Raw genomic sequence first — 24,093 nt, 5'->3', positions numbered from 1 at the left:
CGGCGCTGCTGACGCCGATGTGCCGGTCGGCGAACCGGCCTTCGGCAAGGGTCGGGGCGGGAAACGTATCGCTCACGAGGATCTCCGGGGTCTGGGCGGCGCCAATGGCGCCTCCTGGCTGATCCTCCCCGCTCTGTACCGTGACCTGAGAGATTCAGCCGCTCGCATGGAGACGGCCTTGCACCTTCGGTGAGCGCGACGACGCGCTGCTTTCCAGAGTTGCCTGATCGGTGCGGTACGGGTGCCTGAGAGATTCCCGGAGAGGGTTTGCTCCTACGGCGCCGGGCTGATCCAGCGGGGATCGTCCGGTCTCTCCCGCATCGATTGAGCGGCGTATTCACTTGTGACTCTGCGCCGACGCTACCACATTCGGGCGCCGTGTCGGAGGCTCGGCTCGGGTCGGCTCAGCCGTCGCCCGGGGCCGACCCGGCATCGGACGCGTCGCTCGCGGATGGTTCGCCGTTCCACTTCACGGCCAGCTCGAACAGCGAGGTCGCTCCGTAGTGCCTCATCGCCGCACTGACACGGCGCTGCGCCGTGCGCAGCGAGATGCCGAGCGCCCGGCCCGCCGTGTCGATCGACGCGCCGCGGGCGAGGTGCTCGAGCACCCCGGTCCAGGGCCGATCCCGGGGACGCCTCGGGTCGACCGCCTGCTCCCAGACGCCGTCGAGGTGGGCGTGGGCGAGACTCGCCACCGTCGGCTCCGTGATCACGACGATCCCCTCGAACGGGCTCCCGCCCCACTGCCTCGGCAGCACGACCGTGTCGTCGCTCACCATGATCCACGACGCGAGCCGCGGATGCGCTCGCAGCGCGACCGACGGCGCCATGACGGCGGCGATGCGCTCGGGCTCGGCGGCGAGCTGGGCCGTCGACACGACGGTGCGGATGTCGACCTGTTCGCCGTGCAGGAACAGCTCGGCCGATTCGGGATCGTGGCCGAAGCGCTCGGCCACCGCGACATCGGGCAGGAGCATCCGGATCCTGCGCGGGCTGCGCCAGGCGAACCGCCTCGTCCACAGCTGCTCCATGTGCAGCGGGCCGTCGGCTATCTCGATCGCCGAGCGCCCGGCGTGCGGATCCGTCCCGATCGACCAGTCCTCGAGCAGCGAGGGCAGCCGGGCGATGAGCTGCTCGACCTCGCGCAGATGCGCGCGGCCCGCGTCGAGCTGCTCCCCCACCTGCTCGATGAGGCGCTGCTCGGGCGCACGGTACCCGATGGCCTCGCCGTCCCAGGTGATCTCGCGGTCGCGGGCCAGCGCGGCGAGGATCCCCCGAGTCTCCTCGAGGTCGACGTCCAGCGCCTCTGCGGCCGACCTCGTGGTCGGGGGCCGCTGCTGCACGAGCGTCGAGAGCGCGTTGGAGGGAGGCAGGGAGTCCCGCGACGGGGGCGCGGTGCGGGGTGGCATGCCTCCAGAATATGGCGGTTATAGGCCATGACACCATAGCGCCATCAAGAATCTTTACAGTGAACCGTGCACCCATCCCGAGAGCGGCGCCGCCGCTCGATCGTCCTCCGAGGTGAACCATGATCACTGCCCTCCCATCCGATCGTCCGCGCCGCTTCGCGACGGCGCTCTTCGCGGTGCTCCTCGCGGGGGCGCTGCTCGCGACGCTGCTCCCCGCCGCCGCGCCCGCGCCCGCCCGCGCCGCCGAGGGCAGCGCCGACTGCGTGGGAGCGCTCGAGTGCCTCACCTTCCGCAGCGGGTTCAGCGACATCGCGAGCGACAACATTCCCGACGCGGACACCTGGTATCTGCGCCCGACGCTGAACGAACCCGAGTCGGCGGGCGACGCGCCGTGGCAGGGCACGTTCCAGATCGTGCTCCGCTCCTCGATCGGCACCGACGACGAGCAGTGCCTGCAGGCCACCGGCGATGATGCGGACCTCCGGGAGTGCGGAACCAACTCTGCGCAGCGCTGGTTCTTCCAGCCCGCGGCGACCCAGGTGAACACGCAGGAGGGCGGGTGGAACCCCTGGTGGCCGGTCTCCCGCGCGAACGACTGGCCCCGCTCGGAGGCGATCGACGGCAAGTTCTACATCCGAAGCGCCGGACACGGCAAGGACACCTACGGCTGCCTCATCACCAAGAAGGACGGGCTCATCGAGCAGGCGCCGTTCGGTCAGGTGACTGCGACGATCAAGAACTGCGACAGCCTGGACGCGACCGAACGCGCCTTCGCCCAGTTCAACGTGTACGACTACGAGGGCGCGGCGAACAGGTACACGCTCTCGCCCGAGCATCGCGACGAGCTCACGAAGGCGATCCTGAGCTCCGCCGTCGCCCACGCCGTGGCCCGCTGCGGGAAGGACCCCAGCCGCTGCGCCGGTCTACTGCGGGACGGGACCACCGGCGAGCAGCTCTCCTCGCAGTGGGAGCGGGTCGACCGCATGAAGATCGTCCACGAGCCTCGTCCCGTATGGCACACGATCGGGTGCGCGGGACCCAACGGCACCGGCAGCACGGCGCAGTCGATCTTCAACGGCGGATCCGCGCCGCTGACGACGACGATCTCGGCGGGCGGGAGCAACTCGTACAGCACCTCCGTCACCACGGGGCTATCGGTCACCACGAGCTACTCCTTCGACGTGGGCGCCTTCCTCTCCGCGAGCGTCGAGGTGCAGACCTCGACCGAATGGGGCAAGGTCTGGAGCGACACCGAGACCGTCGAACAGGAGGTCAGCTGGACGATCCCGCCGCAGCGGTACGCCACCGCCGTGCTGGCCGCGAAGTCGGTGCAGGCCACCGCGCGGTGGCGCTTCGACAGCGGGGCGATGCAGTGGACGACCGATGAGGCCGCGCGACTGACCGTGCCGCACGCTTCGAACCCGTCATCCAGCACCCCGGACTCGACGCTCGCGGTGTTCAACAGCCTCGGCCGCAAGTCGTGCGGCGCTACCACGCCGAGCGTGCTCGACCCCGAGCAGACCATCGCGATCTCCAACACCACGGCCCCGGGTCGGGCACCGGCGCAGGGCGATGTGCTCGCCGCCGACGCCGAAGCGGACTGGTGGACCACCGACAGCGCCGACGACACCGGGGTGCACCTGCGCTTCCAGTGGTACCGGCAGCGCGGCGATGCGACGCCGGTGCCGATCCCGGGAGCCGTCGGCAAGACCTACCGGGTGACCCAGGACGACGTCACCGAGACCGAGCTCCTCGATCGTGTAGGACGCTACCGACTGCGGGTCGGCGTGACCGACGTCGCCGACGAGAGCCGCTTCGACAGCCAGGAGTACACCTCCGTCGCGACGGCTGGCGTGGTGGACAAGCGAACCACCGAGTCGCTCTCCCTCGTCGCTCTCTCGATCCTGGATCCGTCGCCCGAGTCGACCGAGCGCGTCGTCGCCGACGTGCGGGTCACCGCTCCGGCCGCGGCAGATGCGCCGACCGGGAGCGTCTCGCTGCTCGCCGACGGCGACGAGATCGGCAGCGCCGAGCTCGACGCGCGCGGGCTGGCCCGTTTCCGCATCGCGCTGCCCCGAGGGACGCACCACCTCGACGCGCGCTACGACGGCGACGCGGTGCTCGACCCGTCCGGCAGCGACACCGCGATCGTCCGGGTCCGCGGCGCGGAGAGCGTGACGCGGGCCTCGGTCGAGCAGCCCTCGCCGCGCATCGGCGAGCGCTCGGCGGTGCTGATCGACGTGAGCGGATCCCGCTCGGGAACTCCCACCCCCACCGGCAGAGCGGAGGTGACCGTCGACGGCGTGCCGCTGACCGCGGACGCGACGCTCGACGAGGCGGGGCGCGCCCGGGTCGAGCTCCCGGCCTTCGCGACCGCCGGGAGGAGGACCATCGCGGTGACGTACCTCGGCGACGACGTCTTCGACCCCTCGAACGCGGGCGCCGCAGAACTCGTCGTCGCCGCCCCGGCGACGGTCGCGAAGATCTCCCTCCCCCAGACCGTCGTGGCCCGCGGCAAGCCCTTCTCGGCCCGGGTCTCCGTCGCCTCCAAGAGCTCGGGCGCCCCGGTCGGCGGACGCGTCCGCCTGCTGATCGACGGGCGCGCGACGGGATCGTACATCCGACTCGACGAGAGGGGCCGGGCGACGCTGCGGGCCACGGCGCCGCGCACCGGCAAGCTCGCCGTCTCGTTCCTCCACGTGCCGTCAGCCGCCGAGCCGGGGGCGACGCAGCAGGCCTCCCCGCGCGCGGCACTGCACGTGAGGAGCCACGCCGCCGCGGTCACCCTGCGCAGCGACCTGGTGAACCTCCGCCCGGGCAAGCGCATCGTGCTCTCGGGCAAGGTCCGGATCGCGGCGAAGTCGGGCGCGAAACGACCGAGCGTGGTGATCACCCGCAACGGCAAAGCCGTCCGCACGGTGCGGGTCGACGCGAAGGGCCGGTACCGGGTCGTCGTGAAGGCCCGCGCCGTGGCGAAGGGCCGGCACGAGTACCGGGCGGGCTACCGGGGCTCCTCGCTCCGTTCGATCGCCCCGGCGACCTCCGCGAAGCTGACGATCCTGCGCCGCTGACCGGTCGGCCCGGAGCCCGCCGCGTCCGGGCCCCGGGCCCAGTGCTCCGGGCTCCGGGCTCCGCGAGTGGACCCCCGTTTCGCGAACGGGACCGTGTTCGACGGTGCAAGGCGGTCCCACTCGCCGAAGAGGGTCCCGCTCGGGGGGGATAAACCGTGTCAAGCGGACGCGATAACTTTCTGTGCCTGCCGGAAGCGGCAGACCCCCCCCTAGGGCGAGACGCCCTCGGCGCGCCGGGAGCACGCCCAGAAATGGGCGTGCTCGGTCAGCGTCAAGCGGACGCGATAACTTTCTGGGCCTGCCGGCGCGCCCACTGCTCCGCGTCGGCGAGCGTGTCGAGGGTGAGTTCGGCGGGCGGGTCGTGGACGTCCAGCACGGACTGCACCGTCTCGACGATCCCCAGGAACCCGATCCCTCCGGCGTGGAACGCCTCGACCGCCTCCTCGTTCGCCGCGTTGTAGACGGCCGGGAAGGTGCGCCCCGCGCGGCCCACCTGCTTGGCCACCGACACCGCCGGGAACACCGCGGAATCGAGGGGCTCGAAGTCCCAGCTCTGGGCGGCCGCCCAGTTGAGCGGGGCGCCCACGCCGGAGACCCGGTGCGGCCAGTCGAGGGCGAGGGAGATGGGGAGACGCATATCGGGGGGCGAGGCCTGGGCGATGGTGGACCCGTCGCTGAACTCCACCATCGAGTGCACGATCGACTGCGAGTGCACCACCACCTCGATGTCCGCGTAGGGCACGTCGAAGAGCAGATGCGCCTCGATCACCTCGAGCCCCTTGTTGATCATGGTCGCGGAGTTGGTGGTGACGACCCGGCCCATGTTCCAGGTCGGATGGGCGAGCGCCTCCGAGGGCGCGACGTCCGCGAGCTCCTCCCGGCTGCGGCCCCGGAACGGACCGCCGCTCGCGGTGAGCACCAGACGCCGCACCTCCGACTCGGAGCCCGCGCGGAGCGCCTGCGCGATCGCGGAGTGCTCGCTGTCGACCGGCACGATCTGACCGGCCTTCGCGAGCCGCTTCACCAGCGCACCGCCCACGATCAACGACTCCTTGTTGGCGAGGGCCAGCGTGCGGCCCGCTTCGAGCGCCGCGATGGTCGGCCCCAATCCGATGGAGCCGGTGATGCCGTTGAGCACCACATCGGCCTCGACGTCGCGCACCAGCGCCGCGGACTCGTCCGCGCCCAGGGCGGTGTGCTCGACGCCCAGCTCCTCCGCCTGCTCGCGCAGGCGGTCCGATCGGATTCCGGCCGCGAGGCCGACCACCTCGAACCCGTTCGGGTTGGATCGGATCACCTCGATGGCCTGGCGGCCGATGGAACCGGTGGAGCCCAGGATGATGACGCGTCTCATAGCCACCATTCTGTCGGATGACTCCCGCGGAGCGGAGCCGCGCGCCGCACCGCGACGACGGTCGCCTCCGGGGTTCGCGCTACTCGGCGTCCTCTTCCGCGTCCGCCGTCTCCTGCGCGGGGATCGCGTCGAGGATGTCGACCACGAACACCATCACGTCGTCCTCCGTGGCATCAGCGGCCGCGAGGCGCTCGGCGGTGGCCTCCGCATAGCCCTCGTCGGCCGGGATGACGGCGAGGATCTGAGAGCCGACCTTCTGCCCGGTGATCGCCTTCGTGAAGCCGGGAACGAACTGGTTCGCCGGGAGCATGATCGGGGTGCCGTTCGTCCAGCTGGAGTCGAACTCCTTGCCGCTGCTCCAGACCACGCCGGTGTAGTGCAGGTAGACGGAGTCGGTCTCGCCCACCTCGGCGCCGTCGCCCTCGATGAGCGGCACGATCTCGAGCTCCTTCGGGGCGTCCTCACCCTCGGGGATGGTGATGGTCGGCGCGCCGTTCTCGGCCAGTTCGACCGTCGGGAGCCCGTCGACCGGTTCCTGGGCTTCGCCCTCGGCGCGCTCGAGCGCGGGCGCGCGCAGGACGTCGAAGACCATGACGAGCGCGTCGGCGTCCTCCATGCCGTAGCTGGCGGCCTGGCCGTCGCCGAGCACCTTCGAGGCCGGGGCCACCGCCGCGACGCGGTCGCCGATGGTCGAGCACGCGATCGTCTCCGTGACCCAGGCCGGGAAGGTGCTCTCGTCGGCGCCGTTGGTGACGGCGGTCGGTGCCGTGGGGGCGAGCGTCTCCCCCGTCACGCCGTTGAAGACGGAGAGCTGGGTGAGGACGAGCTCGTCCTCGGCGATCTCCTCGCCCTCGCCCTCGATCAGCACGGAGCGCTCCAGCTCGGCGACCTCGATCGGCGTCTCGGAGGCGAGCGTCAGCGGTGCGCCGAAATCCCCCTCGATCTGCAGTGCGCCACTGGCCTCGCCCGCGGGCGCGCACGCCTGGGTCTCGCCGTTGACGGCGCCGTTCTCACCCTCGTCGCCGTTGTCGCTCCCGAAGGAGCAGCCGGTGGCGGCGAGAACCGCCACGAGCACGGCGGGCAGGGTGATCGTCGACAGGGCGCGGGTACGCTTCACGTGGAGCCTCTTCACGGTCTGCACGTCTGCGGAAGAGACGTGGGGTCGGTCGTCGATGCGCGACTGCGCACCCCAACGAGTATCACACCCGAAGGTTCACGAAAGCTGGTAGCGCAGCGAGTCAGCCGCGCGCCGATCCGGGCGCCGGGGCCGTGCGCGCGGTCACCCGAATCGCCCGGCCGGCCTGTATGACGAGCACGATCAGCAGAGCCATCGTGGCCGCGTCGCAGGCGATGTAGACGTAGTGCCAGATCGACTGCCCCGGCTCGGCGCCGGCGAGCACGAGGTCCGTGCGGGCGTTCAGCGGCGGGCGCACGACGGCGACCTTGAAGACGAACACGGCGACCAGCAGCAGCAGCCACCGCAGTCTGCCGCGCGATGCTCGCGCGGCGCGGGGCCAGAGGTGCAGCAGCACGAGCGCGCTCAGGAGCACGCCCTCGGCGAGGTTCAGGGCGGCGAAGACGAGCCGCCCGATGCCGAGCCCGAGCGGGATGGTGATGCCCGGCGCCTGGAACTTCAGGGGCGCCTCGACGAAGCTGATCGCCGCCACCATCCCGAGCCAGAGCACCGGGATCGCGAACCGCCAGAGCTCCACTCCGAGGCCTCCGACCGAGGATCCCGCTCGTCCTACCGTCATCGCCGCTCCTCCCCGCCGTTCGCGCTCCGGACGGCTCTCATCCGCTTGCGTCTCCTCGACCCGGACCGGCCGCGATCGCCGCCGCGTACAGTTCGCGCGCCGACCCCCCGGTCGCCGCCGCCACCTCCCGTGCCGCGTCCTTGAGCCGGTCTCCGGAGGCCACGCGTCGCCGCACCTCGGCCAGCGCGTCCGCGGCGGAGACGCTCGTCTCGGGGGCGCCTCCGACGACGAGCACGATCTCTCCGCGCACTCCGTCCTCGGCCCACGCCGCCAGCTCGTCGAGCGGGCCGCGGCGCACCTCCTCGTGCAGCTTCGTGAGCTCCCGGCAGACGGCTGCGGGGCGATCCGATCCGAACGCGTCGGCAAGGGCGCGCAGCGAGCCGGCGGTCCGGGCGGGCGACTCGAAGAAGACCATCGTGCGCCGCTCGGAGCGGAGCTCGGCCAGGAACCGGGCGAGCTCGCCCTTCTTGCGGGGGAGGAAGCCCTCGAATGCGAAACGGTCCGTCGGCAGCCCCGCCACGGCGAGGGCGGCGATGACGGCACTCGGACCGGGGATCACGCTCACCCGCACCCCGCGCTCCGCGGCGAGCTGCACGACGCGGAAACCCGGGTCGGAGACCGTGGGCATGCCGGCGTCGCTCACGAGCACCACCTCCGCGGTGGCCGCGCGGTCGACCAGCTCGGCCGCGCGCGTGCGCTCGTTGTGGTCGTGCAGGGCGACGAGTTCCGCGCGGCGCGGGATGCCCAGGAGCGCGAGGAGTTGCGCGGTGCGGCGGGTGTCCTCTGCCGCGATCACCTCGGCGTCGGCCAGCGCCTCGCGCAGGCGGGGCGACGCGTCTCCGAGGTTGCCGATCGGAGTCGCTGCCAGCAGGATCATGCTTCACATGGTACGCGGTGGCGCGGGCTGGAAGAATGGAGCCATGAGCGAGAACGAGCACGGCGATCCGGAGAGCCCGCAGGCCGGAGATCGGCAGTGGGTGCCGGTGCCGCCCGCCAACCCCTACGCGACGCGGCGCCCCTCGAGCACCGGTCGCGGCCTGTCCATCGCAGCCATGGGCCTCGGCCTGCTCGCGCTCCTCACCAGCGCGGTCTCGGCCTTCTACTTCAATCCGCTCGTGGCGCTCGGGGCGGGCCTCGGGATCCTCGCGGCCGTGCTCGGGATCGTCGCGCTCGTGCGGCGCGGGCAGCTGCGAGCCGCTGCGATCACCGGCGTCGGAGCGGCCGCCGTCGCCGTCCTGATCGCCCTGCTCAGCGGCGTGCTCGCCCTCGGCACGGCCCTCGGCACCGGCGTCGCCGAGCTCGCACCCGGCACGGGCGACTCGCCGGGCGCGGAGGAGACCGTCCCCCCGGAGAGCGAGGAGTCCGCCATCGAATGGCCCGCGAACATGGCCAGCGGCGGCATCGTCTTCGCCGAGGGCGGCGAGCCCGTGCGCAGCGATCCCGTTCCGTCGGGCACCGCGCCGCAACCCACCAGGGTCGAGCGCGAGAGCGGACGGAACGACGTGCTCGTCTACGTCGACTACCGCTGCCCGCACTGCGCCGCGTTCGAGCTGGCGAACGGCGATCTGCTCGAAGAGGCGCTCGGCGACGGCTCGACCACGGTGGAGCTGGTACCGCTCTCCTTCCTCGACCGCGGGAACGAGGGCGGCTACTCCGCCCGTGCGGCGGCGGCCGTGGTCTGCACCGTCGACATCCAGCCCGAGCACGCCTGGGAGCTGCATGCGGCGCTCCTCGACCCCGCGGTGCAACCGTCACCGGGCGAGGATGTGGACGATGCGGGGCTGATCGCTCTCGCCGCGCAGGCGAGCGGCGCCGACCTCGACCCCGGCGTCGCGGACTGCATCGAGAGCGGGCGCTTCGTCCCGTTCGTGAAGGCGCTGAACGACTGGGCGCTCGCGAATCCGGTCCCGAACGCGATCGACCAGGAGTCCCGCCTCTCCGGCACCCCGACGGTGCTGGTGAACGGGGTGCTCTACACGGGCGCTCCCGACGACGCGGCGGCCTTCCGCGAGTTCTACGACGAGCAGACGAGTTGACGACCGGCGGTGCCGAGCGCGCCTCGCCCTCCGGGCTGCGGGCGCTGATCGCCCGCGTCGGACCGGGCTACGCGCCCCTGGCCGTCGTCTCGCGCTTCCCCTACGCCATGATGGTCGTGGGGGTGCTGACGCTCGCGGTGTCGGCCAGGGGGTCGATGCAGCTCGGCGGGCTCACCTCGGCGATGGTCGGGCTGGGGGTCGCATGCTTCGGTCCGCTGATCGGGGCGGCGGCGGATCGCTACGGCCAGCGCCCGACGCTGCTCGTCCTCGCCGCGGCCAACAGCGCCGCGCTCGGCCTGCTCGCCTGGGTGGCGTACGGCGGTCTCCCCGAATGGACGCTGCTCCTGTTCGCTTTCCTCGTCGGGACGACGGCGCCGCAGACCTCGCCGATGTCGCGGACCCGACTGCTCGGGGCGATCCGTTCGACCGTCAGGACGGAGGATCAGCCGAAGACCCTCTCCACTGCGCTGGCGTTCGAGTCGGCGGCCGACGAGGTGGTCTTCGTCTTCGGGCCGGTGGTGGTGGGGCTTCTCGCCACCGTCTTCGGCGGCTGGGCGCCGGTGACGGGCGCCGCGATCCTCAGCCTCGTGTTCGTCTCCGCGTTCGCCCTCCATCGCACGAGCGCGCCCGCGGTCTCCGCCTCCGAGCGATTGGCGACCCTCGCACCCGTGCGGGATCTCTGGCGACCGGAGCTGCTTCTGGTGGTCCTGGGGGCGACCGCCGTCGGCCTGTTCTTCGGCTCGACCCTGACCGCGCTGACCTCGTTCCTGCGGGATCGGGGCATCGCGGAGCAGGCCGGGCTCCTCTACGGCGTCATGGGGATCGGATCGGCGATCCTCGCCATCGGGGTCGCCTGGCTGCCGCCCCGCTTCTCCCTGCGCACCCGCTGGTTCGTGTTCAGCGGCGTCACGGCGGCCGGGACGGTGCTGCTGCAGTTCGTCTCCGACGTGCCCGGCATGGCCTGGACGCTCGCCCTCACGGGGATCGGCATCGGACCGCTGCTGGTGACCGTCTTCAGCCTCGCCGCCGCGCGCACCCCGGAGGGCCGATCCGCGACGGTGATGAGCATGGTGGGGACCGGCATCATGGTGGGTCAATCCTCGGCGACGGCGGTCACGGGCCTGACGGCAGGCGAGGTCGGCACCGCGGCGGCGATGGCCCTGCCGCTCGCCTCGGCCGTGCTCGCGGTCGGCGCCGCGCTCGTCAATCTGGTCGCGTTCCCGGGGCTTCGCTCTCAGCACAACTGAAACCGTCCACGACCCCTGCGGGAGTGGGAGAATGGTGCCCATGCCCTCCCCCGATCCGACTCCGATCACGCCGGACGAGGTCGCGGATCTGCGCGCCGCGTTTCCGTACTTCTCCGATCCCCCGTCGGCCGGCGGCCGCCCCGTCGCCTATCTCGACGCGGCGGCGACCTCGCAGCGGCCGGCGCGTGTCCTCGACGCCGAGCGAGCGTTCCTCGAGCACGCCAACGCCGCGGTGCACCGCGGCACCAGTCGGGCCGTCGGATCGGCGACCGAGCTCTTCGAGGGCGCGCGCGCGACGGTGGCCGGGTTCGTCGGCGCCGACCGCCCCGAGCAGATCGTCTTCGCCGAGAACGCGACCGACGCGCTGAACATCATCGCGCTCGGCATCGGCGAGGCGAACGCCGGACTCGGCGTGACCGGCAGCGAGCGCTTCGCGCTCGGCGCGGGCGACGAGATCCTCGTGACCGAGGCGGAGCACCACGCCAATCTGATCCCGTGGCAGCGGCTCGCGAAGAAGACGGGTGCCGCGTTCCGCTACATTCCCGTGAACGAATACGGCACCTGGTCGATCGACGACGCACGGGCCGCGATCAATGCGCGAACCCGCATATTCGCCTTCTCGCACGTGTCGAACGTGACCGGCTTCCTCTCACCGGCCGCCGAGCTCGCCTCACTCGCCCGCGAGGTCGGCGCGATCACGGTGCTGGACGCCTGCCAGTCGGTGCCGCACCTGCCGGTCCGCTTCGGCGAGCTCGGCGTGGACTTCGCGGCCTTCTCCGGCCACAAGATGCTCGGGCCGAACGGCGTCGGCGTGCTCTACGGTCGCGAGGAGCTGCTGGCGGCGCTGCCGCCCGCGCGCACCGGCGGCAGCGCGATCACGAAGGTCACGATGGAGGAGGCGGAGTTCCTGCCGCCCCCGATGCGCTTCGAGGCCGGCACGCAGCCGGTCTCGCAGATCGTCGCCCTGGGCGAGGCCGTCGCGTTCAACCGGGACGTGGGGGTGGCCCGCGCCGCGGCGCGCGAGCACGAACTGGTCGAGCGGCTGGTGCAGGGGATCCTCGAGACGCCGGGGCTCCGCCTGCTCGGGCCGCAGGGCGCGGAGCAGCGGGTCGCCCTCGCCGCGGTGGAGGTTGCGGGCCTGCACGCCCACGACGTGGGACAGTTCCTGGACGAGCAGGGCGTTCTCGTGCGCGTGGGGCATCATTGCGCGCAGCCGCTGCACCGCGCGCTCGGCATGGCCTCGAGCACCCGGGCGAGCGTGCACGTCACCACGACCGAGGACGAGGTCGATCGCTTCCTCGACGGGCTGCGCGGCGCGCAGCGCTACTTCGGCACGGTGGCCCCGAGCGCGACGCCGGGAGCGGGGTCCGCGCGATGAGCGGGCTCGACGGGCTCTATCAGGAGCTGATCTTCGATCATTCGCGGCGCCCGATCGGCAAGGGTCCCTTCGAGCCCCCCGAGGGAGCGCTCAGCGCCTCGCACCACGAGTTCAATCCGAGCTGCGGCGACGAGCTCACCCTGAGCATCGCCGTGGATCCTGCGACGGGCGGCATCGAGCACCTCGCCTGGGAGGGGCAGGGCTGCTCCATCTCGATGGCGTCCGCGTCGGTCCTGGCTCAGCTGGTGCGCGAGGGCGACGACGAGGGCCGGTCGCTCACGCCCGCTCAGGCCCGGCGGCGCATCGACGCCTTCCGCGAGATGATCCAGTCGCGCGGCGAGGCCGAGCCCGACGAGGATCTCCTCGGCGACGCGATCGCCTTCCAGGGCGTCTCCAAGTTCGTGATGCGGGTGAAGTGCGCGATGCTCGGCTGGGTGGCGCTCGAGGCGGACCTCAGGCAGCTCGAGGCCTGATCCCGCAGGCTCCGCCCACTCGCCCTCCACAGCGGCGGTCTTCTCTGACAGCCCGCTGAAGCGGCGTCGTTTCCGGGGAGAACCCGATTCGAGGCGCAACGATCGCCCAGCCTGGACGCATGCCTCCTCCCCCACCGCTCACCGGATCCGATCAGCGGAGCGTGCTCCGCTGCGGGACGACCGCCGACCTGCTCGCCGCGCTCCCGTTCCTCACGGGGTTCACCGCGGAGAACAGTCTCTTCATCGTGATGTTCGAGGGGAGCCGGAGCGGTCACGTCGCCCGCATGGATCTTCCCCGCGATCAAGAGGATCCCGGGATGGGACTCCTGATCGACGCGGTGTGCGAACTGCTGCGGGCGACCGGCGCGGGCGCCGAGGCCCCGGCGCTCGTCATCGTCTCGGATGACGCCTTCGCGTCGTCGGGCGGCGCGCCCTGGCGCGGCCTCGCGCGCCAGCTGCGCGGGCGGTTCCGCCGCGAGGGATGGCGGTTGCGAGACCTCGCGGTGATGGCGCGGGACGGCTGGGCCTCGTTGATGGGCGAGGCGCGGCCCCGGGTCGGTCGACCGCTCGACGAGATCCGCGCGAGCCCGATCGCTGCCGCGGCCGCGGCGGCGATCGGTCCCACCGATGCCCCGCGGCCGCTCTCGGAGCTCGGCCGGATCGGCCCGGCGGACGCGAGCCGCGCCGCAGCGGTCGTCGACCGGCTCGCCGAGCTCGATCGGCGCGAATCCCCCGACCGGGAAGAGGCGGGCGGATCCGGCGCGGAGGAGACGGCACGCGCGTCTCGGGCCGACGCCTCGGTCTGGCTGCACGGAACCGCGCGGGTCGCGGAGGCGTGCTTCCGGTCGGAGGACGTGCCCGACTCTCGCCTGTGCGCGCGCTTCGTGCGCGCCGCGGAGGACCCTCGCCGGTGGCTGCTGCTGGCGCTCACCGCCGTGACGCGGGCGCGCTTCGTCATGGACGCGGTGCAGGAGGCCGAAGATCTCGTACCGGGACGGTTCTCGGAGGTGCCGATCGACCTCGATGCGGGTCCGACGCCCGGGCCGGCCCGGGGATGGAGCATACGCCGCATTCTGTGCTCGCTGGCCGCTCAACGAGCGGGCGCCGAGAAGATCCGGCGGACGATCGAGGTCGTCGGGAGCATCGCCGCGCACACGCCCGAGGCACGGCGCCCCGGTCTGCTCGCGCTTCTCGCCTGGGCGTGGTGGCTGCGCGGCACGCAGACGGTCGCCTCCGGGTTGCTCGACGACGCGCTCCGCCTCACGCCGGGGCACGAGCTCTCGCTGATGATGCAGCGCCTCATCGCGACGCCGCCCGCCTGGACCAGGAGGCCGGTGGGCGACGGATGAGACGCCGGTCAGCCCCCGCCCGTCTCGCGGGACACCACGCCGGCGATCCGGTCGATCAGGGCGTCGCCGATCGGCTCGGCGAGCGTGAAGCGCACGGCCGTCTGAGCGAGCGTCGGATCGATGCCCATCGCGAGCAGCACGGGAGAGGGCTCGTCGCTGCCGGCCGCGCAGGCGGAACCCGACGACGCCGCGATCCCCGCCGCGTCGAGGGCGACGAGCACCGATTCCCCGCTCACTCCCGGAAGCACGAACGAGGCGTGCCCGGGCAGTCGCTCCTGCGGGTGGCCCGTCAGGCGGGCGCCGGGCACGCGACGCAGCAACGCCGCGACGAGCTCGTCGCGACTCGCGACCAGCGCGAGCGCGCGCGTTCCGACGCTCCTCGCCGCCGCCTCGACCGCAGCGGCGAACCCCGCGATCGCCGGAACGTTCTCGGTCCCCGATCTCGCCCCGCGCTCCTGCCCGCCGCCGTGCAGCACCGGCTCGAGCGGCAGGCTCGTCCTCACGAGCAGCGCGCCGGAGCCCTGCGGGCCGCCGAACTTGTGCGAGGCGACCGTGATGGCGTCGACCTCGCCGCCCGGCCACCCCGACGCCGCGAACGAGACCGGCAGCACCGCGGCGGCCTGCACCGCGTCGGTGTGCACGAGCGCGCCGCGCCGCTTCGCGGCCGCGGCGATCTCCGGGAGCGGCTGCACGGTGCCCACCTCGCCGTTCGCCAGGCCCACCGTCACGAGGGTCGTGTCCTCGCGCACCGCGTCCGCCACGTCCTCGGGGTCGACGCGCCCGAACCCGTCCACCGGCACCTCGGAGATCTCGAAGCCGTGCACCCGTTCGAGAAATCGGCAGCACTCCGACACGGAGGGATGCTCGATGGGCGTCGTCACGATGTGCCGACCGCGCGGCGCTCCGAGCGAGAGACCGATCACCGCGAGATTGTTCGCCTCGGTGCCGCCGGAGGTGAGGACGACTTCGGCGGGCCGAGCGCCGAGCGCGGCCGCGACGGAGGTGCGCGCGGCCGCGACCAGCGCCCCGGCCCGATGCCCGGCGGCGTGGACGCTCGACGGGTTGCCCGGGCCCGCATCGAGGGCCGCGATCATCGCGGCCCGGGCCTCGGGCCTCAGGGGAGCCGTCGCCGCGGCGTCGAGATACCGGGAGGAGTCCGGCGCCGACGAGCGCGGGTGCCGCGATGCCGGAACCGTCGCCCCGGAAGCCGTCCCAGTCACCGCTCGACCGCGGGGGCACCGGCGAGATCCGAGCCGGTTTCGACCTCGACGGCGTCGAGTCCCAGGTCGAGCGACGGGGCGCCATGGGTGAGCCGTCCGACCGAGATCACATCCACCCCGGTGCGCGCGATCGCGCCGACCGCGTCGAGGCTCACTCCCCCGCTCGCCTCGCAGACCGCCCGATCGTCCACGATCCCCACACCCGCCTCGAGATCGGCGAGCGAGAAGTTGTCGAGGAGCACGCCGTCGACCCGGGCGGCGAGCACGTACTCCAGCTGTTCGAGCCGGTCGACCTCCACGATGATCGAGACGGCGTGTCCCGCTCGCTCGCGCAGCCGTCGCAGCGCCTCGGTCAGCGCATCGCCGCCGGTGGCCCCGAGCGCGACGAGATGGTTGTCCTTCACCATGATGGCGTCGGACAGCCCGAACCGGTGGTTCGAGCCGCCGCCCGCACGCACCGCGTGCTTCTCGAGAGCGCGGAGCCCCGGGGTGGTCTTGCGGGTGTCGGCGATCCGCGCGCGGGTCCCGCTCGTCTCGGCCACGTATCGCGCGGTCAGCGAGGCGATCCCGCTGAGGCGCTGGGCGAAGTTGAGCGCGATCCGCTCGGCGGTGAGCACCCCCCGGGCCGGGCCGGAGACTCGGGCGAGCGCATCGCCGGCCGCGAACGGGGTCCCCTCCTCCAGAAGCCCCGCCACTTCGACATCGGGGTCCACCTGTCCGAACGACTCGACGATCAGGGGTCCGCCGGCGAACACTCCCGGCTCCCGTGCCACGATCCTGGTGTCGATGCGCGAGGCGGACGGGATCGCGAGCGTCGCCGTGAGATCGCCCCAGGGGGCGTCCTCGGCCAGGGCGCGCGACACGGCCTCCGAGACGATCTGTTTGGTCAGCATGCGGCGAGGCTCCTCGTATCGGAAGTCGTTGCCCGATTCCGTCGGACGTCGGTGAAGGTCGTCGGCACCGCGATCGCGTCGGGGACCGTCGGCGCGATCCAGGCCTGTCTGCGGCGCTGGGCCGGATCCGTCTCGGGGTGGTCGGAGCGCTGATGGGCGCCCCGCGACTCGGTGCGGGCCTCGGCACCGACCGCGACCATATCGGCGAGTTCGGCGAGCATCCCGCTCTCTGGCGCGAGACGCTCGCGGAGGGCGCGCAACCCGGCGGCATCGCGCTCGATGCCGAGTCCCGCCGCGACGGCGTCGCGGACCCAGGCGTCGCCGGTCTGCGCACGGTCGGCCTGCGCGCGGTCGGCCTGCGCGCCGACGGGAGGCTGAGGAGACACCGGAAACTCGCGTCGGCGGAGCAGCAGTTCGCGCATGGCGCCGCCGTTCGGCTCCCAGACCGTCCGCCCCGCGGCGATCGCCTCGGCGTGCCTGACCGCGGATTCGCCGGCGCGGCGGCCGAAGACGAGCCCCTCCAGCAGCGAGTTGGAGGCGAGGCGGTTGGCTCCGTGAACCCCGGTCGCGGCGGTCTCTCCCGCCGCGTACAGCCCGGGCAGCGAGCTCCGCCCGTCGAGATCGGTGGCGATGCCGCCCATGGTGTAGTGCGTGGCGGGCGAGACCGGGATCGGCTCGCGCGTCCAGTCGAGGCCCCGCGCGGCGACCGTCGCGGAGATCCTCGGGAATCTGCGCGCGAGCGTGCCCGCGCCGCCGTCGCGCTCGATCCCCGTCGCATCGAGCCAGACGGCGTCTTCACCGCGCTCGCGCAGCACCCGGTGCACGACACGGGAGACGACGTCTCGCGGTGCGAGCTCCGCGGCCGGGTGGACCGAGACCATGAAACGCTCGCCCGAGCCGTCTCGCAGCACGGCTCCCGCGCCGCGCACCGCTTCGGAGATGAGGAACCCGGTCCCGTCGAGCACCGTCGGGTGGAACTGCACGAACTCGAGGTCGGCGACCAGAGCACCCGCACGTGCCGCGATCACGATGCCTTCGCCGCGGGCCCCGGCCTGATTGCTCGTCCGCGGGAACAGCGCCCCGTAGCCGCCGGTGGCGAGCACGATCGCCGCCGCGTCAACGACCGACGCGCCGCCGTCGACGTCGCGCAGCACCGCGCCGCGCACCGCGCCGGCGTCGACCCGCAGGGCTTCCAGCTCGGTGCGCTCGCGGATCACGATCCGGCCCGCGTCCGCCGACTCCCTCACCCGCAGCATCAGGAAGTCGTGCAGGGAGGCGCCCGTGCGATCCTCCCCGGCGTGCAGGATGCGCGGGCGCCCGTGCGCCGCCTCCAGACCGAGCTGCAGCCGCCCGTCGCGATCCCGGTCCGCGGCGAACCCCGCGTCGAGCAGCGCCCGCGCGGCCTGCACGCCGTCGGCGGTGAGGATCCGGGCGGCCTCGGCGTCCACCAGCCCGGCGCCCGCCTCGATCGTGTCCGCCGCGTGGTCGCGCGGAGCGTCCCCGTCGCCGAGCGCGACCGCGATGCCGCCCTGCGCCAGCGCGGTGTTGCCGCCGGCCGCCCCGGAGCCGGCGCGGAGAACGCCGGGGGTCACCAGCTCCACGCCGATGTCGGATCCGGCCGCCTCGACGGCCGCGCTCGCGGCGAGCGCGCAGCTCAGCCCGGCCACCCCGGATCCCGCGATCAGGATCACGGGCGCGCCGCCAGCATCCGCTCGAGCGCGACGCGCGAGTCCTCCGCCACGGAGCCGTCGACGACGATCCGGTTGGGCGCATCGCCGGCTACGAGCGACTCCAGCGTCCAGGCGAGATAGGCGGGGTGGATGCGGTACATGGTCGAGCAGGGGCAGACCACCGGGTCCAGGCAGAACACCGTGAGCTCGGGGTGCTGCTCCTGCAGCCGGTTGACGAGGTTGATCTCGGTGCCCACCGCGATCACGTCGCCCGGCTTCGCCGCCTCGATCTCCTTGCGGATGTACTCCGTCGATCCGCTGCCGTCGGCCGCCTCGACCACCGCGGCGGGGCACTCCGGGTGCACGATCACCCGCACCCCCGGGAACTGCGCCCTGGCCCGTTCGATCTGCCCGACGGTGAAGCGCTTGTGCACGGAGCAGAAGCCGTTCCAGAGGATGACCCGGGACTCGCGGAGGTCCGCTTCGCTGTTGCCGCCGCGGGGCAGGTGCGAGCGCCAGAGCGGCATCCGATCCTCCTCGATGCCCATCGCCTTCGCGGTGTTGCGGCCGAGGTGCTGGTCGGGGAAGAACACGACCCGCTGACCGCGCTCGAAGGCCCATTCGAGCACCGTGCGCGCGTTCGAAGAGGTGCAGACGATCCCGCCGTTGCGCCCGCAGAACGCCTTGATCGCCGCCGAGGAGTTCATGTACGTCACGGGGATCACGGGCTGACGACCCGAGGCGTCGGGCTCGTCTCCGAGCACCTCGACTAGTTCCCGCCAGCAGTCCTCGACCTGGTCGATGGTCGCCATGTCCGCCATCGAGCACCCCGCCGCGAGGTTCGGCAGGATCACGGCCTGGTCCGGACCGGAGAGGATGTCCGCGGTCTCGGCCATGAAGTGCACTCCGCAGAACACGAAGGCCTCGGCCTCGGGATGCGCCTTCGCCGCTTGGGCGAGCATGAAGGAGTCGCCCACGAAATCGGCGTGCTGCACGATCTCGTCGCGCTGGTAGAAGTGGCCGAGGATGCGGACTCTCTCCCCGAGCGCCGACTTCGCCGCGATGATCCGGCGGTGCAGTTCGTCCTCGCTCGCGTCGGTGTACTCGGTCGGCAGCGGCCCCTGCCGGGGCGCGTCGCCCGGGATGCGGTCGCGCACCGAGGCGCCCGGGCCGTATCCGGGCCGGGCGTCGATGGTCCAGGGCTCGAGCCCGAGATCCGTGTCGCAGGTCGATCCGGTCGCCCGGAGCGCGATGGGGCGCCGGTGGGAGGGGGTGGGCGCCGGGGCGGCGGCGGAGCGCTCGGCGTCCGCCGCATCGCGGATCAGTTCGGCAACGCTGCTCATGAGGTCTTCCTTCGATTCTGGGATGGGGCGGTGGCCGGAACGACGGCCGGTCCCGAGATCCGGGAGGTCTCGGCGCCGTGCCGGAAGCGGTAGAGGCGGGCCGGACGGTGTCTGGTGCCGGTCTGGGTGGCGCCCGTCTCGACGAGGGTGCCCTGCGCGAGCGCCTGCCGCCTGAAGTTGGCGGGATCCACCTGCTCGCCCAGAATCGCCTCGCGCACCTCGCGCAGCTGCGCGAGGGTGAACGACTCCCCCAGGAAGCGATGGGCGACCGCAGAGTACTCGGTCTTCGAACGCAGCCGGCCGAGCGCGTAGGCGACGATCTCCGTGTGGTCGAAGGCGAGCGACGGCAGCCGATCCGCCGAGAACCAGGCCACGTTGGGGTCGACCTCATCGCGCTCGGGGCCGGCGTCGGGATCGAGCTGCGACTCCCCGTACAGCGCCCAGTAGGCGATCGTCACGAGCCGCTGCGCTTCGGCCGAGCGCTCGATCGCGCCGAAGGAGTAGAGCTGCTCGAGGTAGCCGGGATCGCGTCGCACGGCGGCGCGCAGGGTGCGCAGGGCGGTGTCGACGAGGGTCTCGTCCCAGGGGATGGGGCCGCCCGGCAGCGCCCAGTCGCCCTCGAACGGCGGGCGGGTGCGCCGGACCAGGGGCAGCCACAGCGCCGCCTCCGAGGCGTCGCGATCCCGATCGAGCCGATCGACCGAGGCGCGGCGTTCACCTCGACCGAACGACACTCCATCCGCACCGACGACGCCGATGAGCGCGCCGACCGGGGGCCGGAGCGCGAAGGCCACGGAGGAGACGGCTACCGCCGGCGGCAGGAACCTGCGCTCGCTCACGCTGAGCCGTGAGTAGTCCACACCGCACCTCCGTTCCGAGCCCTACTTATAGTCACTTTGACTATAAGTGAGACTACACCCTTTCGCCGCGAAACACCGAATCCTCGCGCAACACGTCGGACGACCGTCGCGCGATTCACAGCCGAACGGTTACATTGGTCTGCGAGGCACCGCCGCAGCGGGGTGCGCGGACAGGCACACAGTCAGACAGAGGGAAGGAGCCCGCGATGAAGGGTTTCAAAGAGTTCATCATGCGCGGAAACGTCATCGAGCTGGCGGTCGCCGTGATCATCGGCGCGGCGTTCACCTCCATCGTGAACGCGCTGGTCGACGGGATCTTCAACCCGCTCATCGCCGCGATCTTCAACGCGGACGAGATCAACAAGGCCGTGTGGCAGATCGGCCCGGTCTCGCTCGGCGTGGGAGCGGTGCTCGGCGCCCTGATCAACTTCCTGCTGATCGCGCTGGTCGTCTACTTCGTCATCATCCTGCCGATGAACAAGCTGAACGAGGCCGCCTACGTGCGCAAGCACGGCCACAAGCCCGAGGACGAGGAGGAGCCCCCGACCGAGACCGACCTGCTCGTCGAGATCAGGGACCTGCTGGCGCAGCGGGAGACCGGCGGCGCACCCGAGCAGCGTCCGGCCGTGCGCGGCGAAGGCCCCGCGCACGGGGCGCACGGCGCCCAGTAGGAGCGGCGCGAGCGCCTTCCGGGCTGAGATCGCGCTTCGGGCTGAGATCCTCGCCCCCGAGGATCCTCCGGACGTGCGATCTCAGCCCGACGTGCCGGCGCGAAGCGCCTCCGCGATCGGCGTCGCGCCGTCGTTGAAGCGGATCGTGCGCCGGATCGTGCCGCGACCGCCCTGGGCAGCGGCGGTCACAGCGGCGATCACGCGAGCGACGTTCGCCCTCGAGACCCGCCGCGCCTCGGCGGCGGCCGTGTCGATGAGACCGCTCCCCTCCTCCGAGGTGAGCGCGCTCGGGCCGAGCACCGTCCAGTCGAGGTCGCTGGCGCGCAGATGCTCGTCGGCGGCCGCCTTCGCCTCGGCATAGGGGAAGAACGCGTTCTCCGGGTCGACGCCGTGCTGCAGCGAGGACCCGAAGTACGACACCATCACGTATCTCGCGACCCCGGCACGAGCGGCGGCGTCGATCGAGCGGATCGCCGCGTCTCGATCCACCGCGCGCGTCCGCGCCGGGTCGCCGCCGCCGGCTCCCGCGCTCCAGACCACGACGTCGTGACCGGAGACCAGCTCGGCGAGGCCCGCGACGTCGAGCGTCTCGATGTCGGCGACGAGCGGCTCGGCGCCCGTCTCTCGGACCTCGTCCGCGTGCTCCGGGTTGCGGATCACCGCGGTCACCCGGTCGCCGCGCGCGACGAGCAGCGGCTCCGCGAGCAGCGCGATCTTGCCGTGACCCCCGAGAATGATGATGCGTGCCATGCCCTCGAGTCTACGCGCGCACGGCGTCCGGGGTATAGCGTTGAGGCGTGGGAGAGATCCGTGTGAGCGCCGTCGTGATGCGGGACGACGCGGGGCGCGTGCTGAACGTGCGCAAGCGGGGCACGCGCATGCTGATGCTGCCCGGCGGCAAGCCCGAACCCGGCGAGGCCCCGCACGAGACCGCGGTGCGGGAGTTCCGGGAGGAGCTCGGCGTCCGGCTGGATCCAGCCGCCCTCACGCTGCTGGGCGAGTTCCGCTCCGCGGCGGCGAACGAACCGGGGTACGCGGTGGTCGCGCACGTCTACGAGCACCCCTATCGCTCCGGCGCCGCGGCGAGCGCCGAGATCGATCGTCTCGAGTGGGTGGATCCCGCCCGCCCGCGGGACGACCTGGCGCCGCTCAACACGGAGCAGGTGTTCCCCGCGCTCCGGTCGCTTCCGGCCGAGTGACGCCGCCAACCGCCTCAGCGACGCTCGGGCAGCGGAGGGCCGTCGGGGAAGTCGCTGCGGGTCAGGTCGAGGAACAGCGCATCCTCGAGATGCCCGCCGGGCCGCACCTGGTAGTCACGCAGCACGCCGATCCGTTTGAACCCCAGCCGCTCGTAGCTGCGGATCGCGCCGTGGTTGTTCGCATTCGGGTCGAGGGTGACGCGGCTGATGCCGGCGGCGAACTCGCCGCGGATCGCCAGCGCGAGCGCCTCCTCGCCGATGCGCCTGCCGCGGAACCGGGTGCCGATGAAGAGGTGGATCACGGTGGTCGGATACTCGGGATCCTCTCCCCTGAGCACCATCATCGCCCCGGCGCACTCCCCCTCGACCTCGATGATCCGGCCCGTCGGCGGATCGATGAAGTCCTCTCGGACGCGATCGGGGGTGTAGCCGACCCACCACTCCGAGACCTCTGGCTCCTGCAGGATCGCGAGCAGCGGGCCGGTGTCTCCCGGCTCGGGCGCGCGCAGCGTGACGAGGGGGCCGACGAGCGGGGCGGGGACGTGCGACGGAGACGACGACATGGCGTCAGCCTACCCGAGGAGCCACGAGCGACGGGCGCATGTTGACTGAGAGCGCGCTCGAACTCCTAGGCTGCTGCCATGACAGCGGATGAGGCCGGGTTGTCCGTCGCCCGGATGAGCGAGACGACCGGGGTATCGGCGCATACCCTGCGCTACTACGAGCGCGCCGAGTTGATCCGCCCGGTCGCCCGGAATCCGGGCAATCACCGTCGCTACTCGCCCGCGGACGTGGAGTGGGTAAGGTTTCTGCTCCGGCTGCGCGAGACGGGCATGCCGGTCGCCCAGATGCGCAGGTACGCACGACTGCGCGAGGAGGGCTCTGCGACGACCGAGTCGCGGCTGCGGCTGCTCGAGGCGCACCGCGAAGAACTGCGCGAGCAGATCGCGCGGCTGCGCGCTCACGAGCGGGCACTGGCAGAGAAAACCACCGCCTACCGCGCCGTGCTCGCCGCGCCGAGCACACACGCTGGGAGCGACCCGGAGCCGTCGGCGGAGACCGCACGGCGATCGCCGACCGAGAGGGGAACGGACAGATGACCGATACGACTGAGACCACCGGAACGACCGCAGCCGTGACCGAGACCGCTGAGCGACGGCGGCGCTTCGAGCGCGGGCGGACAGTGCTCGAAGCGGTCGATGGACGAGCGGGCTCGAAGGTTGTCGAAGCGCTCGACGATATCTCGCCGGAACTCGCCCACCAGGTCGTCGCCTGGGGATTCGGCGAGATCTACGCGCGCCCAGGGCTGGAGCCCCGGGACCGGCAGCTCGTCACCCTCGGCATGCTCACCGCTCTCGGGGGCTGCGAGCCCCAGCTCGAGATCCACGTGGGCGCCGCCCTCAACGCCGGCCTGACCCCGGAGCAGATCATCGAAGCGCTCCTGCATGCGGCCGTCTATTGCGGGTTCCCGCGCGCGCTGAATGCGACCTTCGCAGCGAAACGCGTATTCGCCGAACGAGGGCTGCTGCCCATCGCCTAGGTTCCGTCGAATCGTCGCGACACGTCTCGGTGGATACCCGGAGCTTGCACGGATAGGGTGCTGAGAGCACACATCACGCGACCGCGCGGTAGCCGCGCAGGGAGGAGGCGGCGATGTCCGTCGTCAAGATCAACGCTCTTTCGGTTCCCGAGGGCGCCGGCCCGGAGCTCGAAGCCCGGTTCGCCGCGCGGAAGCACGCGGTCGACGGGTCGCCCGGGTTCGAGGGCTTCCAGCTGCTGCGGCCGACCGCCGGGGAGGACCGCTACTTCGTCGTGACCACCTGGGCATCGGAGGAGGATTTCGCGGCGTGGCGCGACGGGCGGGCGAAGGACGCGCACGCCGGGCCGGAGGGGCAGCAGCGGCCGCCCGTGGCTCAGGGCGCCGAACTGCTCGAGTTCGAGGTCGTCGATCTGGGCTGAGGCGGCCGCCGCTCCCGTGCAGGGATCCGCGGCCCGGGGTCGCAACCGCCGCTCCGCCGCGGGCCACGGCCCGGCCTAGATGTAGTTCCCAGTGAGGTTGTGAACGCGATCTGAGGGTGTCTGCCCACCGATCCCGGTATGGGGTCGGTGATGATTGTAGTGATGGAGCCAGGTGCCATATGTTGCGGCCCTGGCTTCTTCGCTGTC

The 24,093-nt window shown here is 72.3% G+C and carries 24 protein-coding genes and 2 riboswitches; of the genes, 11 read left to right on the top strand and 13 right to left on the bottom strand.

Translation table 11 applies throughout. The annotated features are described in order from the left end of the window. Positions 1–123: 123 nt before the first annotated feature. A riboswitch (glycine riboswitch) is annotated at positions 124–223 on the bottom strand. After that, positions 224–328, bottom strand: a riboswitch (glycine riboswitch). A 76-nt stretch (positions 329–404) separates the two neighbouring features. Further along, positions 405–1,409, bottom strand: a complete 1,005-nt coding sequence (locus J4H92_RS02320; RefSeq protein ID WP_208095519.1) for a helix-turn-helix domain-containing protein — start codon at positions 1,407–1,409, stop codon at positions 405–407. 119 nt (positions 1,410–1,528) lie between these two features. On the opposite strand from J4H92_RS02320, the gene J4H92_RS02315 reads away from it, so the two are divergent. After that, positions 1,529–4,480 carry an Ig-like domain repeat protein gene (locus J4H92_RS02315; RefSeq protein ID WP_208095518.1) on the top strand — a complete coding sequence of 984 codons (2,952 nt, stop codon included), beginning with the start codon at positions 1,529–1,531 and terminating at the stop codon, positions 4,478–4,480. A 271-nt stretch (positions 4,481–4,751) separates the two neighbouring features. On the opposite strand, the gene dxr is transcribed toward J4H92_RS02315, so the two are convergent. From dxr to rsmI, 4 genes are all read right to left on the bottom strand, one after another. After that, a complete protein-coding gene (dxr, locus tag J4H92_RS02310) occupies positions 4,752–5,834 on the bottom strand; it encodes a 1-deoxy-D-xylulose-5-phosphate reductoisomerase (protein WP_208095517.1) in 1,083 nt (360 codons plus the stop codon). Positions 5,835–5,913: 79 nt separating this feature from the next. Further along, complete coding sequence (locus tag J4H92_RS15675) at positions 5,914–6,951, bottom strand: FKBP-type peptidyl-prolyl cis-trans isomerase (protein WP_208095516.1); 1,038 nt, start codon at positions 6,949–6,951, stop codon at positions 5,914–5,916. Positions 6,952–7,072: 121 nt separating this feature from the next. After that, positions 7,073–7,588, bottom strand: a complete 516-nt coding sequence (locus J4H92_RS02300; RefSeq protein ID WP_208095515.1) for a hypothetical protein — start codon at positions 7,586–7,588, stop codon at positions 7,073–7,075. 37 nt (positions 7,589–7,625) lie between these two features. After that, positions 7,626–8,465, bottom strand: coding sequence for a 16S rRNA (cytidine(1402)-2'-O)-methyltransferase (gene rsmI / locus J4H92_RS02295; protein WP_208095513.1), 840 nt, complete (start codon positions 8,463–8,465; stop codon positions 7,626–7,628). A 43-nt stretch (positions 8,466–8,508) separates the two neighbouring features. Between rsmI and J4H92_RS02290 the strand changes: the two genes are divergently transcribed. From J4H92_RS02290 to J4H92_RS02270, 5 genes are all read left to right on the top strand, one after another. Next, entirely contained in the window at positions 8,509–9,624 is a 1,116-nt protein-coding gene (locus tag J4H92_RS02290) for a DsbA family protein (RefSeq protein WP_208095511.1), read from the top strand. Continuing rightward, complete coding sequence (locus tag J4H92_RS02285) at positions 9,621–10,871, top strand: MFS transporter (protein ID WP_243751919.1); 1,251 nt, start codon at positions 9,621–9,623, stop codon at positions 10,869–10,871. Before J4H92_RS02290 ends, J4H92_RS02285 begins: the two co-directional genes overlap by 4 nt. A gap of 31 nt (positions 10,872–10,902) precedes the next feature. After that, positions 10,903–12,249, top strand: coding sequence for an aminotransferase class V-fold PLP-dependent enzyme (locus J4H92_RS02280; RefSeq protein ID WP_208095509.1), 1,347 nt, complete (start codon positions 10,903–10,905; stop codon positions 12,247–12,249). Further along, positions 12,246–12,722: a Fe-S cluster assembly sulfur transfer protein SufU gene (gene sufU / locus J4H92_RS02275; protein WP_208095507.1), complete on the top strand. Its 477-nt coding sequence runs from the start codon at positions 12,246–12,248 to the stop codon at positions 12,720–12,722. Before J4H92_RS02280 ends, sufU begins: the two co-directional genes overlap by 4 nt. 119 nt (positions 12,723–12,841) lie before the next feature. Further along, positions 12,842–14,071, top strand: coding sequence for a DUF4192 family protein (locus J4H92_RS02270; protein WP_208095506.1), 1,230 nt, complete (start codon positions 12,842–12,844; stop codon positions 14,069–14,071). Positions 14,072–14,079: 8 nt separating this feature from the next. On the opposite strand, the gene J4H92_RS02265 is transcribed toward J4H92_RS02270, so the two are convergent. Genes J4H92_RS02265 through J4H92_RS02245 form a run of 5 tightly spaced genes read right to left on the bottom strand, consistent with a single transcriptional unit; the run spans position 14,080 to position 20,057 of the window. After that, positions 14,080–15,291, bottom strand: a complete 1,212-nt coding sequence (locus J4H92_RS02265) for an aminotransferase class V-fold PLP-dependent enzyme (protein WP_208095504.1) — start codon at positions 15,289–15,291, stop codon at positions 14,080–14,082. Next, on the bottom strand, positions 15,288–16,184 hold the full coding sequence (nadC, locus tag J4H92_RS02260) for a carboxylating nicotinate-nucleotide diphosphorylase (protein ID WP_208095503.1): 897 nt from the start codon (positions 16,182–16,184) through the stop codon (positions 15,288–15,290). Before nadC ends, J4H92_RS02265 begins: the two co-directional genes overlap by 4 nt. Continuing rightward, positions 16,178–17,875, bottom strand: coding sequence for an FAD-binding protein (locus J4H92_RS02255; RefSeq protein ID WP_208095501.1), 1,698 nt, complete (start codon positions 17,873–17,875; stop codon positions 16,178–16,180). The genes nadC and J4H92_RS02255 overlap by 7 nt, the downstream gene beginning before the upstream one ends. Then, positions 17,872–19,197, bottom strand: a complete 1,326-nt coding sequence (gene nadA, locus J4H92_RS02250; RefSeq protein ID WP_208095499.1) for a quinolinate synthase NadA — start codon at positions 19,195–19,197, stop codon at positions 17,872–17,874. Before nadA ends, J4H92_RS02255 begins: the two co-directional genes overlap by 4 nt. Next, positions 19,194–20,057 (bottom strand): NrtR DNA-binding winged helix domain-containing protein, encoded by an 864-nt coding sequence (locus J4H92_RS02245; protein WP_208095497.1) that lies wholly within the window; start codon positions 20,055–20,057, stop codon positions 19,194–19,196. Before J4H92_RS02245 ends, nadA begins: the two co-directional genes overlap by 4 nt. Before the next feature lie 206 nt (positions 20,058–20,263). On the opposite strand from J4H92_RS02245, the gene mscL reads away from it, so the two are divergent. Continuing rightward, positions 20,264–20,728, top strand: coding sequence for a large conductance mechanosensitive channel protein MscL (mscL, locus tag J4H92_RS02240; RefSeq protein WP_208095495.1), 465 nt, complete (start codon positions 20,264–20,266; stop codon positions 20,726–20,728). A gap of 81 nt (positions 20,729–20,809) precedes the next feature. Here the strand turns inward: mscL and J4H92_RS02235 are convergent, their stop codons facing one another. Then, entirely contained in the window at positions 20,810–21,478 is a 669-nt protein-coding gene (locus tag J4H92_RS02235) for an SDR family oxidoreductase (protein WP_208095494.1), read from the bottom strand. Positions 21,479–21,525: 47 nt separating this feature from the next. Between J4H92_RS02235 and J4H92_RS02230 the strand changes: the two genes are divergently transcribed. Beyond that, positions 21,526–21,927 (top strand): NUDIX hydrolase, encoded by a 402-nt coding sequence (locus J4H92_RS02230; protein WP_341782972.1) that lies wholly within the window; start codon positions 21,526–21,528, stop codon positions 21,925–21,927. 14 nt (positions 21,928–21,941) lie between these two features. Here J4H92_RS02230 and J4H92_RS02225 read toward each other — a convergent pair whose 3' ends face one another. Continuing rightward, positions 21,942–22,490 (bottom strand): GNAT family N-acetyltransferase, encoded by a 549-nt coding sequence (locus J4H92_RS02225; RefSeq protein ID WP_208095492.1) that lies wholly within the window; start codon positions 22,488–22,490, stop codon positions 21,942–21,944. Positions 22,491–22,568: 78 nt separating this feature from the next. On the opposite strand from J4H92_RS02225, the gene J4H92_RS02220 reads away from it, so the two are divergent. The 3 genes from J4H92_RS02220 to J4H92_RS02210 all read left to right on the top strand — a co-directional run bounded on the left by J4H92_RS02220 (position 22,569) and on the right by J4H92_RS02210 (position 23,886). Then, positions 22,569–23,027, top strand: a complete 459-nt coding sequence (locus J4H92_RS02220; RefSeq protein WP_208095490.1) for a MerR family transcriptional regulator — start codon at positions 22,569–22,571, stop codon at positions 23,025–23,027. Next, entirely contained in the window at positions 23,024–23,467 is a 444-nt protein-coding gene (locus tag J4H92_RS02215) for a carboxymuconolactone decarboxylase family protein (protein WP_208095489.1), read from the top strand. Before J4H92_RS02220 ends, J4H92_RS02215 begins: the two co-directional genes overlap by 4 nt. A 113-nt stretch (positions 23,468–23,580) precedes the next feature. Beyond that, positions 23,581–23,886 carry an antibiotic biosynthesis monooxygenase family protein gene (locus J4H92_RS02210; RefSeq protein ID WP_208095486.1) on the top strand — a complete coding sequence of 102 codons (306 nt, stop codon included), beginning with the start codon at positions 23,581–23,583 and terminating at the stop codon, positions 23,884–23,886. A 75-nt stretch (positions 23,887–23,961) separates the two neighbouring features. Here J4H92_RS02210 and J4H92_RS02205 read toward each other — a convergent pair. Continuing rightward, positions 23,962–24,093 (bottom strand): integrase core domain-containing protein (locus tag J4H92_RS02205; RefSeq protein WP_208096487.1); only part of this gene is annotated, 132 nt, incomplete at its 5' end.

Origin of the sequence: Leucobacter weissii (assembly GCF_017565745.1) — a bacterium.
GTDB classification, from domain to species: domain Bacteria; phylum Actinomycetota; class Actinomycetes; order Actinomycetales; family Microbacteriaceae; genus Leucobacter; species Leucobacter weissii.
This window is presented reverse-complemented; position numbering and strand designations above follow the sequence as displayed.